Source organism: Klebsiella sp. HN106, from assembly GCF_051209435.1.
In the GTDB taxonomy this organism is placed as follows: Bacteria; Pseudomonadota; Gammaproteobacteria; order Enterobacterales; family Enterobacteriaceae; genus Klebsiella; species Klebsiella oxytoca.
The window spans coordinates 284,759-302,698 of sequence record NZ_JBLURD010000004.1; the positions used below are offsets into that span (position 1 = coordinate 284,759).

A 17,940-nucleotide genomic window follows, 5' to 3' on the forward strand; every position below is an offset into this window, starting at 1 on the left:
GCCATGACAATAACTCCACAACAACTGATCGCACTGCTACCGTTGCTGATCGTCGGCTTGACGGTGGTGGTTGTGATGCTCTCCATTGCGTGGCGACGCAATCATTTCCTTAATGCCACGCTGTCGGTTCTCGGCCTTAACGCCGCGCTGATCTCACTCTGGTTCGTAGGCCAGAACGGGGCGATGGACGTCACGCCGCTGATCCGCGTTGACGGCTACGCCATGCTCTATACCGGCCTGGTGCTGCTGGCCAGCCTGGCAACCTGCACCTTTGCCTACCCGTGGCTTGAGGGTTACAAGGACAATAAAGAAGAGTTCTATCTGCTGGTGCTGATTGCCGCGCTGGGCGGCATTCTGCTGGCGGGCGCGAACCATCTTGCGGCGCTGTTCCTCGGCATTGAACTGATTTCGCTGCCGCTGTTTGGCCTGGTCGGCTACGCTTTCCGCCAGAAACGTTCGCTGGAGGCCAGTATCAAATATACGATCCTGTCCGCCGTTGCCTCTTCGTTCCTGCTGTTCGGTATGGCGCTGGTGTATGCAAATTCCGGTAACCTCTCCTTCCTGGCGCTCGGTAAGAGCCTGACGGATGGCATGCTGCATGAGCCGCTGCTGCTGGCCGGTCTCGGCCTGATGATTGTCGGTCTTGGTTTTAAGCTGTCGCTGGTGCCGTTCCATCTGTGGACGCCGGACGTCTACCAGGGCGCGCCTGCCCCAGTATCGACCTTTCTGGCCACCGCCAGCAAGATTGCTATCTTCGGTGTGGTCATGCGTCTGTTCCTTTACATGCCGGTGGGTGACAGCGAGGCAGTGCGGGTGGTACTGGGTCTGATCGCCTTTGCATCGATTATCTTTGGTAACCTGATGGCCCTGAGCCAGACCAACATCAAACGTCTGCTCGGCTACTCTTCCATTTCCCATCTTGGCTATCTGCTGGTGGCGCTGATTGCCCTGCAGAGCGGTGAGATGTCGATGGAAGCGGTGGGCGTCTATCTGGCCGGATATCTGTTCAGCAGCCTCGGCGCTTTCGGCGTGGTGAGCCTGATGTCCAGCCCGTATCGCGGACCGGATGCGGATTCGCTCTACTCCTATCGCGGCCTGTTCTGGCACCGACCTATTCTGTCGGCGGTGATGACGGTGATGATGCTGTCTCTTGCCGGTATCCCGATGACGCTGGGCTTTATCGGTAAGTTCTACGTGCTGGCGGTGGGTGTGCATGCGCACCTGTGGTGGCTGGTCGGGGCGGTGGTCGTGGGTTCGGCGATTGGCCTCTACTACTATCTGCGCGTGGCGGTGAGCCTCTACCTCAGCGCGCCGGAGAAACTGAATCGCGATGCGCCGTCTAACTGGCAGTACAGCGCCGGCGGCATCGTCGTGCTGATCTCCGCGCTGCTGGTGCTGGTGCTCGGCGTGTGGCCGCAACCGCTCATCAACATCGTACAGCTGGCGACGCCGCTGATGTAATGCTGCACGCAGATTGGGAACGAACAAGGACCGCTTCGGCGGTCCTTTTTTTATCTCTACCAGCAAGCGATGGGAATTTTCTTTAATATTGCCTATTTTTCGTATTATTCATGCTTTTTATCATATTAATCTCACTTTACGTTTCCACTCATCCTCTTATTTTCCGTACTATTATTGATACGCACACTGTTGTGTTCTGTAGATGGAGAAAGTGAATGAAAACAAGGCGTAAGCATTTGACTGTCGGTGAAGTTCAGCGTTTGGTTGATGCAGCCAGGCGGGGGGCTAACCCGGAACGCGATGTCTGTTTATTGTGGATGTGTTTTAATCATGGATGCAGGGTGAGTGAAATTCGTCACTGGAAGCTCTCGGATATCGATATTCAAAGCGGGGTTATTTATATTCGACGGTTAAAAAATGGCTTTTCAACGACCCATCCCATATATAAACAAGAGGTGAAAGTTCTTAATGAATGGCTGCGCGTGCGTAAGGATTATCCCGGTAATCATTCCGGCTGGCTCTTTTTATCGCGCAATGGTCAACCTTTATCCCGGCAGCGAATATATCAGATGATGAAGAACCTGAGTCTTGTCGCCCAGCTGGAGATCAGCGCTCATCCCCATATGCTGCGCCACGCCTGCGGTTTTGCGCTGGCTAACAACGGTGTCGATACGCGATTAATCCAGGATTTTCTCGGGCACAGGAATATTCAGCATACGGTCATTTATACAGCAAGTAATGATGCAAGATTTAGAGAGGTTTGGTAAATGAAATAGTCATTTTGTATCAAACTGTCTCCTATGCTATCCACAGGTGGTAACAATGTCAATTTATGATTAACAATATTTTTTGTTATGTTTTTCATATGCTTAAATTATATATTGGTGTCATTTATTCTTGGGGTTATTTAAATTAGTTTAATGCATGAGTTGTCTCTCCTTTCGACCCTTAGTGTTTTATCGTGTTTATTAAGGTTTCACCTGGCAAATATAAAATCAAATATGCCTTCCCTGGCAATTTATATTTCAATTAATTGAAGTGGTCAAATTGATACAAAATGACCACTTCAAAATATTATATCCATTCATGGGTCAATGTTTTGAAGCGTTATTAATATCAAGCGTAAATAAAAGGATGCGCTCAGTATTGCGCTTTTAAATTAATGCATTGACTGCATTGAAAAGGATAAATCATGAAAAAAACATTACTTGCTGCTGTAGTTGCCGGTTGCGCGGCGTTCTCTGGTGCTGCGCTGGCGGATGACGGTCAGGTGAAGTTTCTCGGCGAAATCATCGATGCTGGCTGTGACGTGGTTAACGACATGACCAACCCGCTGGAAGTTCATATGGGGCAGATTGCCAAGACCGCGTTTAGCGGTACCGGTTCTACTGCGGCTGAACAGGATTTCTCGATCAAACTGGAAAACTGCCCGACGACCGTCGCCAAAGCATCGGTACTGTTCTCCGGCCCTAACGTCAACGGTGATAATGAAAAACTGGAGCTGACCGGCGCCGGTACCGATCCTGACGTTGCCGAAGGCGTGGCCCTGCAGCTGGTTGATGGCAGCAACAACAATACCCTGCCGCTGTTCACCCGTTCCACCAGCCTGAATATTCCGGCTACCGGCAAAATCGATCTGCCGTTCCGCGTTCGTTATATCCAGACTGATACCACAGTGGTTGCCGGTAAGGCAGACGGTAGCGCGAACTTCACTATCAGCTACAACTGATTCTCCGTTTGTATGACAGTGTTAGCGAGCCCTGCGTGGCTCGCTTTTCCAGGGAGCTGGAGATGAAACGATACCTGAAAGTGCTAATGGCTGGATGGCTGTTAGTGGGCGCTGCGGCACATGCGGGCGTCGTCACCGGGGGCACTCGCCTGATATATCCCGGGGGCAAAAAAGAGTCCTCTCTGAGCGTTACCAATACCGATGCTACGCCTTATCTCATTCAAAGCTGGGTAGAAGCTGCGCAGGGGGCCGCCCCTTTTCTGTTGACTCCGCCTTTATTTCGCCTGGATGGCGAGCAGCAAACCCGTCTGCGGGTGATTTATAGCGGCGGCCTGCCGGAAAACAAAGAGAGCATGTTCTGGATGAACATCAAAGCGATTCCTTCTTCGCAAGCGAAAGCCGGGGCCAACACCCTGCAGATCGCGATCAAAACGCGCATCAAACTCATCTATCGACCTAAATCCGTCGTGGGTTCGCCGGAGATGGTAACGGAACAGCTTCGCTGGGCGCGTAGCGGTAACACGCTCCAGGTAACCAATCCGACCGCGTTCTATATGAATTTCGCCGAGGTCAAAATAGGCGGGGCCGAAGTCAAGGACGCCAACTGGGTGGGGCCAGGGGAAACGGCGCGCTTTGAACTACCGCGCGGCAGCGCCGGCGCTTTGCAGTGGAAGCTGATTAACGATTACGGCGGAATCGGCGCGCAGCACCGCGCTAATTTGTAGAGGCTGTCTGGCCAGGGAGTTCCAGAGAAAATGAAAAATAATCATAAAAAATGGCGGCTTAACCGGATAGCCGGAGCTCTGGCCGTTGCGCTGTTACCGCTGTGTGACGAGGTCCTGGCGCGGGATGTTTTCAACCCGGCCTTGTTGGAAATGGATGGACCTCAGACGGGCATCAGGGATTTATCAGCCTATGAGCAGGTCGGAGGCCAGCAGCCGGGCAGCTATCGGGTGGATATTTACCTTAATAACGTTTTTATGGATACCCGCGATGTGACTTTTCAGCAGGGGGAAGGCGCCGGGAAAACGGAACTGCAGCCGTGCCTGAAGGTTGAAGAGCTTGCGGAATGGGGCGTGCGCGTCTCCCGGTTTCCAGACCTGGGGCGTAAGTCAGCAAACTGTGCGGATATGAGCGTCATACCGCAGGCGAAAGCCGAGTTTCGTTTCAGCCAACAGCGGCTGTTATTAAGCTTCCCTCAGGCGGCAGTGTCCAGCGCAGCCCGGGGCTGGGTCGATCCTAAACAGTGGGATGACGGGGTGACGGCGCTGCTGCTGAATTACGCTTTTAGCGGAGCCAACAACTGGTCGCGCAAGAACGACACGCCGGATAGCGATAATCAATACGTTAACCTCCGTCCCGGTATTAACATCGGACCGTGGCGTTTGCGTAACTACACGACCTGGACCCGCAGCAGCGGCGGCGGCGAGTCGAGTAACAGCTGGGATACGGTTTACACCTATGCGCAGCGCAATATTAATGCTCTGCAAGGGGTGATGACGCTGGGCGACAGTAGCACCGACGCCGACGTTTTTGAAGGCATTCCCTTTCGCGGAGCGATGCTGGCTTCCGATGACGATATGCTGCCGGAAAGCCTGCGCGGCTATGCGCCGGTTGTGCGCGGGATCGCGCGGACTAACGCCCAGGTCATTATTCGCCAGAACGGCTATGAGATTTATCAGACCTATGTCTCCCCCGGGGCATTTGAAATCACCGATATGTATCCGACCGGGGGTTCTGGCGATCTGTCGGTGACTATCAAAGAGGCCGATGGCAGCGAGCAGAACCTGATCGTGCCCTATGCTTCACTCCCCGTTCTGCAGCGTGAAGGGCGTCTGAAATATAGCGTAACTACTGGGGTGTATCGCGCCTACGACAACAGTATTGACGAGACGCCTCTCTCTCAGGCAACGGCCATCTACGGTCTGCCATGGGGATGGACGTTGTACGGCGGCGGTCAGTTTAGTAGCAAATATCAGTCGCTGGCGTTGGGTATGGGCAAAAACCTCGGCGAACTGGGAGCCGTGTCGACCGACGTTACCCAGGCCTGGTCGAATCGCCAGGATAAAGATAAAGAGAGCGGTCAGTCGGTTCGTCTTCGTTACAGCAAAGATCTTCCGGGATTAGGGACCAACGTCAGCCTGGCAGGATATCGCTATGCCACCAGCGGTTACTGGGATATGCAGGAGGTGCTGGATACCTATCGCGATGACGCCTATACGCCTTCAGTGGAACGGCGGCGCAACCGGGGAGAGGTGACGATCAGCCAGAGTCTTGGCGATGAGATGGGGTCGCTATCGCTAAGCTATATTCGCGAGGACTACTGGAACACCGGTCGTACCATGGAGTCCGTGGGCGTCGGTTACAACAATAGCTGGCGCGGCATCAGCTATAGCATGAACTATAGCTACAATCGCAATACCACCGATCAGAACACCGGTAAACGTAATGATGAAGACCATCTGTTCGCCTTAAGCATCAGCATACCGCTGGGCGACTGGCTACCTAATCCGGTCTATGCCAACTACTCCCTTAACAGCAGCAAAAATGGCTCCACGACCAACAACCTGGGCCTCTCCGGTACCTTGCTGGAGCGTAACAACCTGAGCTGGAGCGTACAGGAAGGTTACACCAGCCAGGGAAGAGGGGAGAGCGGTAGCGTTAACGCCGACTGGCGTGCGACCTACGCGGAACTGACCGGCGGCTACAGTCATGATAAATATAGCCACCGCCTTAACTACGCCCTGCGCGGCGGAGTTCTGGCGCATGAGAATGGGCTGACGCTCGGGCAGCCATTTGGTGAAACCCTCGCTTTAGTTAAAGCACCAGGCGCCGCTGGCGTTGGCATCAACAACCAGACCGGCGTCAGAACCGACTGGCGGGGCTATGCCCTGGTGCCTTACACCTCGCCGTATCGTAAAAACACCTTAACGCTTGATACCAGCACGATGCCGGATGATGTCGACCTTGAGCTAACGACGCAAACGGTGGTGCCAACCCGCGGGGCGGTAGTGCGCGCTAATTACGCTACCAGCGTCGGTAGCCGGGTGCTGATGACGGTGCGTCAGGATAACGGGCGGCCGGTGCCTTTTGGCGCCATGGTCAGCATTCCTGGAGCCGCGTCATCTGAGCAAGCTTTTATCGTTGGCGATAGCGGCCAGGTCTATCTGACCGGGCTGGAATCTAGCGGCGTACTTAACGTGAAGTGGGGGGCCAGCGCGCAAGATCGCTGCCGGGTCCAGTATGCGCTGCCGTCAGGGAAAAGCCTCACCGGCATTATCGTAGCCCAGGGGCTATGCCGTTAATCGAAAGGATGCAGAGACAATGAAACGATTTTCATGGGGATTACTGACCGGTCTGGCGGCGCTGGCGATATCGCCGCAGATTATGGCGGAAACGGGCTGGTGTCAGAATACGGGTAATGGCGGAGCTCCTTTCCAGGACAGCTTTTCATTTATTGAAACTTTTACTAACCCTTCGCAAAACCAGGCCGGAATGGCGTTCCCTCGTCTGTACCATTGGACTACCGGGGGAACCTATCAAGCGAAATGTGATTGCGGTAGCGATGTTACTGGTACTACGTATTTTCGAGCCACTGTTCCGGGATTAGTCGCGACGCAAACCCGAAGCGGCTTGAATTATTATCAGCTGAATAAATATCTGGAAATCGCCAGCGAGCTATTTATTGCCGGCGGGGTGAATCAGTATTTACCGACGCCCATTCAGGATAAAAGCAATCTAAATAATCAGGGTTATGCCTGTAACCCGGGCGGTACGCTGTTTAATACCGGTTCAGTGGGATATATCTCGCTCTACTTTACCCGGCCGTTCGTCGGTCAGGTGACGATCCCGCCAACGGTGATCCTGAACGTTTACGGGTCGCGGAAAACGGGGAGCTATAGCAGTATTCCTCTCACGCAGATCTCAATGAGCGGCTCGGTAACAGTACCGCAGTCCTGCGAGATTAATACCGGTCAGCCGATTAATATCGACTTCGGCGATATTGCCGCGAATAACTTTAAAACTTCAGGTCAGATGCCGACGGGCTTTACGCCGCATGTTGTCAATATGACGGTAGCCTGTACTAATATTTCCTCAGGGGTAAAAATTGCGCTTTCCTTCCAGGGAACGGCGGATACGAATGACAGTACCGCGCTGGCGACCACAAATAGTGATATTGCGGTTCGTATAGAAAATATTACTGGTGTCAAAATCCCCGTTATATCCGGAATGCTGCCGGTCAATCTGAATTACGCGACCCAGAAAGGGGACACGACCATGAAAATCTATCCGATTAATACCACCGGGAATGTACCCGATGGCGGCGGATTTACGGCGACGGCAACCATTCAAGCAGAAATCGAATAGCAGGAGTGAATAATGAAAAAGGCGCTATGGCTGGCATTGCTGCTGCCTGTTTTTTCATCCTGGGGCGGCATCCCTCTGAACGTGAAGGGTAATATATATTATCTCCCCTGCGACGTCAGCACCGATACGAAGTATCAGGAGGTGAATTTCGGCACGCTGCTGAATATCGATTTTCAAACTGCCGGCACCGCTTCTGAGTGGAAAACCTTTAGCCTGAACGTTGAAAATTGCCCGGCGGGTACGACGAAAGCGACGGTGAAATTTGATGGCGTGACCGACGGCGATGATGCCACGCATTTCGCCAATATGGCCGCCAGCGATGCGGCGCAAAATATCGCGCTGCAGATAACCAATACCGATCATTCCACAACCTATAAAAACCAGGATCGGATGACTATTGCTATTAACGGTAGCACCGGCAAAGGCGAATTCCCGCTGGCCGCGCGCTTATATTCAACGCAGGGCGGAGCAAAAGTGGGAAAATTCGAGTCGGTGGTGCAGCTGACTTTTACCTATCAGTAATTGTATGTATTAAATGGATGAAAAGGAATGTCATATGCAGGATGAGACGGAATATCTGAGCGTTAAAGACGTTGAGCGCCTGGTGCTTGCCGCACATTATTGTGCGCACCCCGAGAGAAATAGCTGCATGATCCAAATGTGCTTTTTGCACGGTTGTCGGATTAATGAAATTACCGCATTAACTTTGCGGGATGTCGACCTGCCGGGAAAACGAATTTATATTCGCCGGGCGCGTCACGGTATCTCGGGGTATCATCCATTACAACCCAAAGAGATTATCTCATTACAGCGCTGGCTGTTGGCCAGAGAGTGTTATCCAGCCCATAATGATTTACTCTTTATCTCTTCGCGGGGAAATCAGATGACTCGCCAGCGTTTTTATCAAATCATTCGTGAATGCTGTGAGCTGGCGAAACTGAAGCAAAATATTCACCCGCGGATGCTGCGCCATGCTTGCGGATATGAATTGGGTAAAAAAGGCATAGATGATGACTCTATCCAGGATTATCTTGGCTATCGCAATTTAAAATCTATTCTGCGTTATAACGGTTATGTTGAAGAGTAATTTTTGGCGTAATCGCGGGTAACGTTCATCTCCCGCGTTACGCCTGTTTTTTTATTCGATGTTATAAACCAGAAAATCTTCCGCCAGCACGGTAGGGGGAAAGACCTCCCGACACTCAGCCAACAGCCGATGACAGCCTTCGGCATCATAGCGCGAGCTAAAATGAGTGGCGATAAGCGTCCCGACGCCTGCTTCCCTCGCTAACGCCGCCGTTTGCTGGCTGGATGAATGCCCGCGACCGTTGGCTTTTTCCGCCATCGCCTGTTCGAGCGTAACCTCATGAACCATAACGTCCACGCCACGCGCCAGCTCCAGCGCCTCCGGGCAGGGGGCGGTATCGCCGAAAATCGCCAGCTTCTTACCGGGCGTTACCGGCCCAAGGTAGCGGCTGCCGTCAATCAACCGACCATCTTCCAGTTCAACCGTCAGCCCCAGTTTTAAGCGGTGGAACAACGGACCGGGAGGCACCCCCTCGGCGATAAGCTGTGCGGCATCAAGGGTACCCGGCTTATCATGCTGTTCGATCCGATAGCCGTAGCACTCAACCGGATGGTTTAACGGCCAGGCGGTGACCCGGAAACCGGCTTCATCAAATACCAGACCCGGTTCGACTTCGACGATTGCCAGTGGATAATCGGTCCAGGAACCGCTAAGACGCAGGGCGGTTTCCACAAACTCCTTAAGCCCCTTTGGCCCGTATAGCGTTAACGGCAGAGAATTACCCTGCATTGAGCGGCTGCACAGCAGGCCGGGAAGACCGAACAGATGATCGCCATGTAAATGGGTAATAAAGATCTTATTCAGCTTGCCGGGATGATAAGGGGTGTGGAGAAACTGATGCTGCGTTCCCTCCCCGCAGTCGAACAGCCACATCTCCGCCATAGTTGGCTGTTGCAAATTCAGCACCATCGACGTCATATTACGCGTACGGGTTGGCACGCCAGCGGATGTCCCCAAAAAGAGTAATTCCATCGTCCAGTGTCCTCAGGGCGTGGGTCAAAAAACAAAGTATACCAACTAAGGAACCGCAGATGATGACATGGCAGGATCTTCACCACGCTGAACTGACCGTCCCCCAGCTCTATGCTGTGCTGAAATTACGCTGTGCGGTGTTCGTTGTCGAACAAACCTGCGCCTATCAGGATATCGACGGCGACGATCTGGTAGGTGAGAACCGCCATCTTCTCGGCTGGCGCGGCGATGAACTGGTGGCCTATGCGCGCATTCTCAAGAGCGATGATGAATATGAGCCGGTCGTGATTGGCCGGGTGATCGTCAGCCCGGCGGTGCGCGGCGAAAAGCTGGGCTATCAGCTGATGGAGCAGGCGCTGGCCAGCTGCCGTCAACACTGGCCGCAAAAGGCCATCTATCTTGGCGCCCAGGCGCATCTGCAAAAATTCTACGCCAGCTTCGGCTTTGTGCCGGTGACCGATGTCTACGACGAGGACGGCATCGACCATATTGGCATGGCATACGAAATCGCCGCCCACTAGCCGCCGGGCTGATTAAAAGCCGCTCCCTCATCGTGGGTACTGCTATTCCGCAGCAGTACCCCGTATAATGTGGGGTTTTTACTCCGTGGAGGTTTGCGTGCTGTCTGTGTCCACCGCGCTGGAAAGCCTGTACCGCTGCCTGGATGAAGCGTTTCCGCCATCGCCCGGCTGGCGCATCTTCGATATCCCCTTCGCGCTGAATGACGCTTTTGATCCGCTTCTGTGGTGTACCCATCAGCAGCAGTGGCCGCAGTTCTACTGGCAGCAGCGCAGCGGCGATGAAGAGCTGGCCGCTCTGGGGGCGGTAAAAATCTTTTCCTCTCTGCCGCAGGCGCACGCTTTTCTTCAGCAACAAGCGCGTGACGATCTGCGGATTTGCGGCCTTAATGCGTTTGATCCGCAGCGCGGCATGCTGCTGTTGCCGAGGCTGGAGTGGCGTCGGCTTGGCGGTCACGCCACGCTACGCCTGACGCTGTATAGCGATACCTCACTCCGTGACGATGCCTGCGCGGCGCGCGAGTTTCTCCGCTCGCTGACGACCCGGCAAGCGCAGCCTGGCACGCTTCCTTCTCTGCTCAGTGAGCAGCATTTCCCGGCTTATCCGCAGTGGCGAGATCTGGTTGCACAGGCGACACAGGCGATAGCGGCAGGGGAGATGGATAAAGTCGTGCTGGCGCGCGCCACCGATTTGCAGTTTGCCGCCCCGCTGAACGCCGGGGCGATAATGGCCGCCAGCCGCCGCAGCAATCTGCACTGTTTTCATTATCTGATGGCCTTTAATCCGCAAGAAGCCTTCTTCGGCTCAACGCCGGAACGGCTATGGCGACGGCGCGGCGCGCTGATGCGTACCGAGGCGCTGGCGGGAACAGCGGCCAGCCATGAGGACGATCGCCAGGCGCAGCGCCTGGGCGACTGGCTGATGGGCGATGACAAGAACCAGCGGGAAAATATGCTGGTGGTTGAGGATATCTGTCAGCGTATGCAGGCGGAGACGCGCGCGCTGGAGGTGCTGCCGCCGCAGATCGTCCGTTTGCGTAAAGTGCAGCATCTGCGGCGCTGTATATGGGCCGAGCTGGACGTCCCCGATGATGCCCGCTGTCTGCGCCAGCTCCAGCCCACGGCGGCGGTCGCCGGGCTGCCGCGTCAGGTGGCGCTGGATTTTATCACCCGGAACGAGCTTTTTACCCGCGACTGGTATGCGGGCTCCGCCGGTTATCTGTCGCTGGCGCAAAGCGAATTTTGCGTTTCGCTACGCTCGGCGAAGGTACGGCAGCATACGCTCAGGCTCTACGCCGGAGCGGGCATCGTCAGCGGCTCTGACCCGGAGCACGAGTGGCAGGAAATTGAAAATAAAGCTGCAGGATTGCGTTCGTTACTGCTCACAGAAGCAGAGATAAAACGATGCATATCAAAACGGCAATAACGGGCTTTATCTATACTTAGCGTCAATATTTGATATCGGACAAATTCATGTCAGTAAGCGCATTTAACCGACGCTGGGCGGCGGTGATCCTCGAAGCTTTAACGCGCCACGGCGTGCAGCATATCTGCATTGCGCCCGGATCGCGCTCGACCCCTTTGACCCTGGCGGCGGCGGAAAACCGCGCGTTTATTTACCATACCCACTTTGATGAACGCGGCCTTGGCCATCTGGCGTTAGGGCTGGCAAAAGCCAGCGGCCAGCCGGTGGCGGTGATTGTCACTTCCGGCACCGCCACGGCCAACCTCTATCCTGCGCTGATAGAAGCGGGTCTGACCGGCGAAAAACTCATTTTACTGACCGCCGACCGGCCGCCGGAGCTCATCGACTGCGGTGCGAACCAGGCCATTCGTCAACCGGGCATGTTTGCTTCGCATCCGTCGCAGACCCTGGCCCTGCCGCGCCCGTCGCAGGATATCTCCGCCCGCTGGCTGGTCTCGACCCTCGACCAGGCGCTCGGCGCGCTGCACTGCGGCGGCATTCATATTAACTGTCCTTTTGCCGAACCGCTGTACGGCGATATGGACGACACCGGGGTCGCGTGGCAGCAGCAGCTCGGCGACTGGTGGCAGAGCGACAAGCCCTGGCTGAGTCACAATCTGCATCTGGAAAGCGAAAAGCAGCGCGACTGGTTTTTCTGGCGGCAAAAACGCGGCGTCGTGGTTGCCGGACGAATGAGCGCGGAAGAGGGCCTGAAGGTTGCCGAATGGGCGAAAACGCTCGGCTGGCCGCTGATTGGCGATGTCCTTTCGCAAACCGGGCAGCCGCTCCCCTGCGCCGATCTGTGGCTCGGTAACGGTCAAGCGGTTAGCGAACTGGCGCAGGCGCAAATTATCGTTCAGCTGGGCAGCAGCCTGACCAGCAAACGCGTTTTGCAGTGGCAGGCCACCTGCGAACCTGAAGAGTACTGGCTGATCGACAACCTGCCGGGTCGTCTGGATCCCGCCCAACATCGTGGTCGCCGACTGGTGTGCGCCATCGACCGCTGGCTTGAACAGCATCCGGCGGAAAAGCGGCAGCCGTGGGCTACCGTCATTCCTGCGCTTTCACGCCAGGCATGGCAGGCGGCTGTCGCCAGCAGCGAGGATTTCGGCGAGGCCCAGTTGGCGCAGCGAATCCGTCGCTACCTGCCGGATCAGGGCCAGCTGTTTGTCGGCAACAGTCTGGTGGTGCGCTTAATTGACGCCCTGTCGCAGCTTCCCGCAGGCTACCCGGTCTACAGCAATCGCGGGGCCAGCGGAATAGATGGTCTGCTGGCGACGACGGCCGGCGTGCAGCGTGCCAGCGCGCGTCCGACCCTGGCCATCGTCGGCGATCTCTCGGCGCTTTACGACCTCAATTCGCTGGCGCTGCTGCGTCAGGCCTCCGCGCCGCTGGTGCTGATTGTCGTCAATAATAACGGCGGGCAGATTTTCTCCCTGCTGCCAACGCCGCAGGAGCAGCGCAGCCAGTTCTATCTGATGCCGCAGAATATCCATTTTGCGCACGCGGCGGCGATGTTCGACCTGACTTATCATTGCCCCGCGGACTGGAGTGAGCTGGAGCGCGCGCTGGACGTTGCCTGGCGAGCGCCCGGCGCAACGCTGATCGAGCTGGTGGTTAATGAAACCGACGGTACGCAAACCCTCCAGCAGCTGCTTGCGCAGGTGAGTCAGCTATGATTCTGCACGCGCATGCGGAACGCGGGCTGCCGGGCTATCCCTGGCTGGTCTTCTTGCATGGTTTTGCCGGCGATAGCCTCGAATGGCGGGCGGTGGGGCTGGCGTTCGACGCGTATCCGCGTCTCCATATTGACCTGCCGGGCCACGGCGGCTCGGCGGATAGGGCAGTTAACCGTTTTACGGATGTCAGCGAGCTGATTAAGAATACGTTAATTAGTTACAACATACATAAGTACTGGCTGGTGGGGTACTCCCTCGGCGGACGGGTGGCGATGTATTATGCCAGCCAGTCGCATGAGGGGCTCTGCGGGCTGGTCGTCGAGGGAGGGCATCCGGGTCTGGCGGACGATGATCAGCGTGCGCAGCGCCGGCGCAGCGATGCCGCCTGGGCTGAACGCTTTCGCCGAGAGCCGCTTACGCAGGTCTTTGCCGACTGGTATCAGCAGCCGGTCTTCGCCTCCCTGGACGCAGCGCAGCGTGCGGCGCTGGTTGCGCTACGCAGCTGCAACAACGGCAGGGCGTTAGCCGCGATGCTGCAGGCCTGCTCACTGGCTGAACAGCCCGATCTGCGCGAGGCATTACGGGCGCGCGATTTCCCATTCCATTACCTTTGCGGCGAACGCGACGGCAAGTTTCGCGCCATCGCCGATGAGCTATCCGCCATCACGCACGTGATTAATCATGCCGGACACAACGCGCATCGGGAAAACCCCGATGCAGTCGTGGCTTGTCTGGCGCAGTTTTTAGCGAGTTAACCGAAGGACACTTTATGATCTCTCTTGATGAAGCAATGCTTTACGCTCCGATTGAATGGCAGGACTGCTCCGAAGGCTACAGCGATATTCGCTACCACAAATCGGCGGACGGGATTGCCAAAATAACCATCAACCGCCCGCAGGTACGTAACGCGTTTCGTCCGCTGACCGTCAAAGAGATGATTCAGGCGCTCTCGGATGCCCGCTATGACGACAATATCGGCGTGATCGTCCTGACCGGTGAAGGCGATAAAGCTTTTTGCGCCGGCGGCGATCAAAAAGTCCGCGGCGACTACGGCGGCTATCAGGATGACTCCGGCGTTCATCATCTCAACGTACTCGATTTTCAGCGCCAGATCCGCACCTGTCCGAAACCGGTAGTGGCGATGGTGGCGGGGTACTCCATTGGCGGCGGCCACGTTCTGCATATGATGTGCGATCTGACCATCGCCGCGGAAAACGCAATCTTCGGTCAGACCGGCCCGAAAGTTGGTTCTTTTGACGGCGGCTGGGGCGCCTCCTATATGGCGCGCATTGTCGGGCAGAAAAAAGCCCGTGAGATCTGGTTCCTGTGCCGCCAGTACGACGCGCAGCAGGCGCTGGATATGGGGCTGGTCAATACCGTCGTGCCGCTGGCGGATCTGGAAAAAGAGACCGTGCGCTGGTGCCGTGAAATGCTGCAGAACAGTCCGATGGCGCTGCGCTGCCTGAAGGCCGCGCTGAACGCCGACTGCGATGGTCAGGCGGGACTGCAGGAGCTGGCGGGCAATGCCACCATGCTGTTTTACATGACCGAAGAGGGTCAGGAGGGACGCAACGCTTTCAACCAGAAGCGCCAGCCGGACTTCAGCAAATTTAAACGGAATCCGTAATGCGGCAGGCGCAGGTCTACCGCTGGCAGCTACCGATGGACGCGGGAGTGGTGCTGCGTGAACGGCGGTTAAAAACCCGCGATGGCTTGCTTCTGCAGCTGCGCGATGGCGAGCGCGAAGGCTGGGGGGAGATTTCTCCCCTGCCTGGATTCAGCCTGGAAACGCTGGATGAGGCGCAGGCAGCGCTGCTGGCATGGGCGAACGCCTGGCGCGAAGGCCAGGATGGCGCGTTGCCGACGCCGCCTTCAGCCGCCTTCGGGATAAGCTGCGCACTGGCGGAGCTGGGCGGTGAGCTGCCGCTGGCGGCGGATTATCGCGCCGCGCCGCTCTGTTCCGGCGATCCGGACGAACTGTTCGCCAGGCTTTCGCAGATGCCCGGCGAGAAGGTCGCCAAGGTCAAGGTCGGCCTGTATGAGGCGGTGCGCGATGGCATGGTGGTCAATCTGCTGCTGGAAGCGATTCCCGATCTGACGCTGCGTCTCGACGCTAACCGCGCCTGGACGCCGCTGAAGGCGCAGCAGTTCGCTAAATACGTGAGCCCGCACTATCGCACCCGTATCGCCTTTCTCGAAGAACCCTGCAAAAACCGCGATGATTCGCGCGCGTTTGCCCAACAAACGGGCATCGCTATCGCCTGGGATGAGAGCCTGCGCGAAGCGGACTTTACGTTTGCTGCCGAGCCGGGTCTGCGCGCGGTGGTGATTAAACCGACGTTGACCGGCAGTCTGCAAAAGGTCCAGCAGCAGGTCGCGCAGGCTCATGCGCTGGGGCTGACGGCGGTTATCAGTTCAGCCATTGAGTCCAGCCTTGGCCTGACGCAGCTGGCGCGAATTGCCGCCTGGCTGACGCCGAATACCATTCCCGGTCTGGATACCCTGAGCCTCATGCGCGGCCAACTGGTGCGCAGCTGGCCGAAAAGCGAGCTGCCGTGTCTGACCGTCGATGAACTGGAGCCGCTGCTGTGACCTTTAGCGACTGGCCCTGGCGCCACTGGCGCCAGCAGCGAGGGGAGGCGCATGCGCTGCGCCTGAACGAGCGGCGGCTAAGCTGGCGGGAACTGTGCGCGCAAATCGATGCGCTGGCGGCAGGACTGCACGCCCAGGGCGTTCGCGATGGTGATGGCGTACTGCTGCGGGCTGACAACCAGCCCGATGTTTTGCTGGCATGGCTGTCGCTCCTGCAGTGCGGTGCGCGCGTGTTGCCGCTGAATCCGCAGCTGCCCGGGCCACTGCTGGCTGAACTGCTGCCGACCCTGGACCTGCGCCACGCGCTGGTGCTGAACGGCGGCGATCTTCCGGTAACGCTTAATCCACTGACTCTGTACCCTGTCGACGGCGAGCGCGCGGCTGACTGGCGAGAAGATCGTATGGCTTCCATGACGCTGACTTCGGGGTCGACGGGGCTACCGAAAGCGGCGGTACACGCTTTTCGCGCCCATATTGCCAGCGCTGAAGGGGTACTTGCGTTGATACCCTTTGCGCCGCAGGACGACTGGCTGCTGTCGCTGCCGCTGTTTCACGTCTCCGGCCAGGGGATTCTCTGGCGCTGGCTGGTTGCCGGCGCAGGCCTGACGGTGCGCGACAAACAGCCGCTGGCGCTGGCGCTACGCGGCTGTACTCACGCCTCCCTGGTGCCAACCCAGCTCTGGCGGCTGCTGAGCGGCGATGACGAGGTGTCGTTAAAAGCGGTTTTGCTCGGCGGCGCGGCCATCCCGGTGGCGCTAACCGAACAGGCGCGCAGGCGCGGTATCCGCTGCTGGTGCGGCTACGGACTGACCGAGTTTGCCTCCACGGTATGCGCCAAGGAAGCGGATGGCCTGGCGGATGTCGGGCTGCCGCTGCCGGGGCGCGAATTGCGCATCGTGGATGGCGAAGTGTGGCTTCGATCGGACAGCATGGCCGCAGGCTACTGGCGAGGCGGCCAAACGATACCGCTCACCAACGCCGATGGCTGGTTTGCCACCCGCGATCGGGGCCGGCTTGACAACGGCAGGCTGACCATCCTTGGAAGAATGGATAATCTTTTTTTTAGTGGCGGAGAAGGCATTCAGCCGGAGGAAGTCGAGCGGGTTATCGGCGCACACCCGTTGATTGAGCAAGTTTTTATCGTGCCGCAGGATGATGCGGAGTTTGGCCAGCGGCCGGTGGCGGTAGTAGAGTGTCGCGATCATGGCGATCCATCCGTGCTGGCTGACTGGTGCGCCGATAAGCTGGCGCGCTTTCAGCAGCCTGTGCGCTGGTTACGGCTGCCTGAATCGCTGAAAACCGGCGGAATTAAAATTTCCCGCCGGGCGTTACGTGACTGGGTCAACCAGCAGCAGAGCTCCGCCTCAGATGCGCTGGACGTGCAGTAGCTGCTTCGTATGCCAGCGGCCCAGCGCAAAAACGGTGGTCAGCGCGCCGAGCAGGGCGCAGAACATATCGGACTGAGTATCCCAGGGATCGCCCTGGGTGCCGAGAAAATCATCCGCCCCCTGTCCCAGCGCCAGCGCCGCCCACCATTCGATCAGCTCATAGACGGCGCTAATCGCCAGCGCAATGCAGCAGACCACGAAAGCGAGCATTTTACGCCCGTGAACGTAGCCGCCGCGCAGCAGAATCTCCCGCGCCGCCAGGGCCGGCACCAGCCCCTGGAAAAAGTGCCCCAGCTTGTCGTAGGGATTACGACTCAAACCCAGCCACGCCTGGACATCAAAGCCGATGGGCACTTTCGCGTAGGTGTACATACCGCCGACCATCAAAATGATGGCATGGAAGAAAATCAGCACATAAAGCAGCGTCGTCAGCGGATAGCGAGCGCGCGTGGCCAGCAAAAGCGGAACGATGATAATCACCGGCGTCACTTCCATCAGCCAGGTAAGCTTTTCCCCTGCGCTGATACCGGTATAAATAAGAATCAGGGCCAGCGCCAGCGCTGCGAATGTTAACCCCGAGCGGGATGCTGCGACGGTCATAACGGATCACCAGAAAGTTAAAACCATAACTATCAGGCAGGTGCGGTGAAAATTCAACGTATACCGAGACTGGCGGCGCTG

Annotated in this window: 17 protein-coding genes; 15 read left to right on the forward strand and 2 right to left on the reverse strand. The window is 57.0% G+C overall.

Features of this window, described 5'->3' with window-relative positions; all coding sequences use genetic code 11:
* Positions 1–3 precede the first annotated feature (3 nt).
* The 8 genes from nuoN to ACSIPU_RS14055 all read left to right on the forward strand — a co-directional run bounded on the left by nuoN (position 4) and on the right by ACSIPU_RS14055 (position 8,645).
* The gene (nuoN, locus tag ACSIPU_RS14020) at positions 4–1,461 is read left to right on the forward strand and encodes an NADH-quinone oxidoreductase subunit NuoN (protein WP_004104058.1); all 1,458 of its coding nucleotides are present in this window, start codon (positions 4–6) and stop codon (positions 1,459–1,461) included.
* 215 nt (positions 1,462–1,676) lie between these two features.
* Positions 1,677–2,228, forward strand: coding sequence for a tyrosine-type DNA invertase (locus ACSIPU_RS14025; RefSeq protein WP_004104057.1), 552 nt, complete (start codon positions 1,677–1,679; stop codon positions 2,226–2,228).
* Positions 2,229–2,653: 425 nt separating this feature from the next.
* Positions 2,654–3,190 (forward strand): fimbrial protein, encoded by a 537-nt coding sequence (locus ACSIPU_RS14030; protein WP_004104056.1) that lies wholly within the window; start codon positions 2,654–2,656, stop codon positions 3,188–3,190.
* Positions 3,191–3,252: 62 nt separating this feature from the next.
* Positions 3,253–3,915 carry a fimbrial biogenesis chaperone gene (locus ACSIPU_RS14035; protein WP_004104055.1) on the forward strand — a complete coding sequence of 221 codons (663 nt, stop codon included), beginning with the start codon at positions 3,253–3,255 and terminating at the stop codon, positions 3,913–3,915.
* 30 nt (positions 3,916–3,945) lie between these two features.
* On the forward strand, positions 3,946–6,495 hold the full coding sequence (locus tag ACSIPU_RS14040; RefSeq protein ID WP_032728580.1) for a fimbria/pilus outer membrane usher protein: 2,550 nt from the start codon (positions 3,946–3,948) through the stop codon (positions 6,493–6,495).
* Between the two features lie 19 nt (positions 6,496–6,514).
* Positions 6,515–7,558, forward strand: a complete 1,044-nt coding sequence (locus ACSIPU_RS14045) for a fimbrial protein (RefSeq protein WP_023321366.1) — start codon at positions 6,515–6,517, stop codon at positions 7,556–7,558.
* A 12-nt stretch (positions 7,559–7,570) separates the two neighbouring features.
* The gene (locus ACSIPU_RS14050; protein WP_023321365.1) at positions 7,571–8,080 is read left to right on the forward strand and encodes a fimbrial protein; all 510 of its coding nucleotides are present in this window, start codon (positions 7,571–7,573) and stop codon (positions 8,078–8,080) included.
* Between the two features lie 34 nt (positions 8,081–8,114).
* Complete coding sequence (locus tag ACSIPU_RS14055; protein WP_004114230.1) at positions 8,115–8,645, forward strand: tyrosine-type recombinase/integrase; 531 nt, start codon at positions 8,115–8,117, stop codon at positions 8,643–8,645.
* Between the two features lie 51 nt (positions 8,646–8,696).
* Here the strand turns inward: ACSIPU_RS14055 and rnz are convergent, their stop codons facing one another.
* Positions 8,697–9,617, reverse strand: a complete 921-nt coding sequence (gene rnz, locus ACSIPU_RS14060; RefSeq protein ID WP_023321364.1) for a ribonuclease Z — start codon at positions 9,615–9,617, stop codon at positions 8,697–8,699.
* Positions 9,618–9,676: 59 nt separating this feature from the next.
* Here rnz and ACSIPU_RS14065 point away from each other — a divergent pair, with 59 nt between their 5' ends.
* The 7 genes from ACSIPU_RS14065 (at position 9,677) to menE (ending at position 17,259) form a co-directional block, all read left to right on the forward strand.
* The gene (locus ACSIPU_RS14065) at positions 9,677–10,138 is read left to right on the forward strand and encodes a GNAT family N-acetyltransferase (protein ID WP_435322149.1); all 462 of its coding nucleotides are present in this window, start codon (positions 9,677–9,679) and stop codon (positions 10,136–10,138) included.
* A gap of 97 nt (positions 10,139–10,235) precedes the next feature.
* Positions 10,236–11,561 (forward strand): isochorismate synthase MenF, encoded by a 1,326-nt coding sequence (gene menF / locus ACSIPU_RS14070; RefSeq protein ID WP_196557849.1) that lies wholly within the window; start codon positions 10,236–10,238, stop codon positions 11,559–11,561.
* Positions 11,562–11,608: 47 nt separating this feature from the next.
* Positions 11,609–13,279, forward strand: coding sequence for a 2-succinyl-5-enolpyruvyl-6-hydroxy-3-cyclohexene-1-carboxylic-acid synthase (menD, locus tag ACSIPU_RS14075; protein ID WP_004104038.1), 1,671 nt, complete (start codon positions 11,609–11,611; stop codon positions 13,277–13,279).
* Complete coding sequence (gene menH, locus ACSIPU_RS14080) at positions 13,276–14,034, forward strand: 2-succinyl-6-hydroxy-2,4-cyclohexadiene-1-carboxylate synthase (protein WP_032728577.1); 759 nt, start codon at positions 13,276–13,278, stop codon at positions 14,032–14,034. Before menD ends, menH begins: the two co-directional genes overlap by 4 nt.
* Before the next feature lie 14 nt (positions 14,035–14,048).
* Complete coding sequence (gene menB / locus ACSIPU_RS14085; RefSeq protein WP_004104035.1) at positions 14,049–14,906, forward strand: 1,4-dihydroxy-2-naphthoyl-CoA synthase; 858 nt, start codon at positions 14,049–14,051, stop codon at positions 14,904–14,906.
* A complete protein-coding gene (gene menC / locus ACSIPU_RS14090) occupies positions 14,906–15,871 on the forward strand; it encodes an o-succinylbenzoate synthase (protein ID WP_032728575.1) in 966 nt (321 codons plus the stop codon). Before menB ends, menC begins: the two co-directional genes overlap by 1 nt.
* Positions 15,868–17,259, forward strand: coding sequence for an o-succinylbenzoate--CoA ligase (gene menE, locus ACSIPU_RS14095; RefSeq protein ID WP_032728574.1), 1,392 nt, complete (start codon positions 15,868–15,870; stop codon positions 17,257–17,259). Before menC ends, menE begins: the two co-directional genes overlap by 4 nt.
* On the opposite strand, the gene ACSIPU_RS14100 is transcribed toward menE, so the two are convergent.
* Positions 17,236–17,859: a DUF2238 domain-containing protein gene (locus ACSIPU_RS14100; RefSeq protein ID WP_004114209.1), complete on the reverse strand. Its 624-nt coding sequence runs from the start codon at positions 17,857–17,859 to the stop codon at positions 17,236–17,238. The two genes, menE and ACSIPU_RS14100, sit on opposite strands and share 24 nt — an antisense overlap.
* Positions 17,860–17,940: the final 81 nt, after the last annotated feature.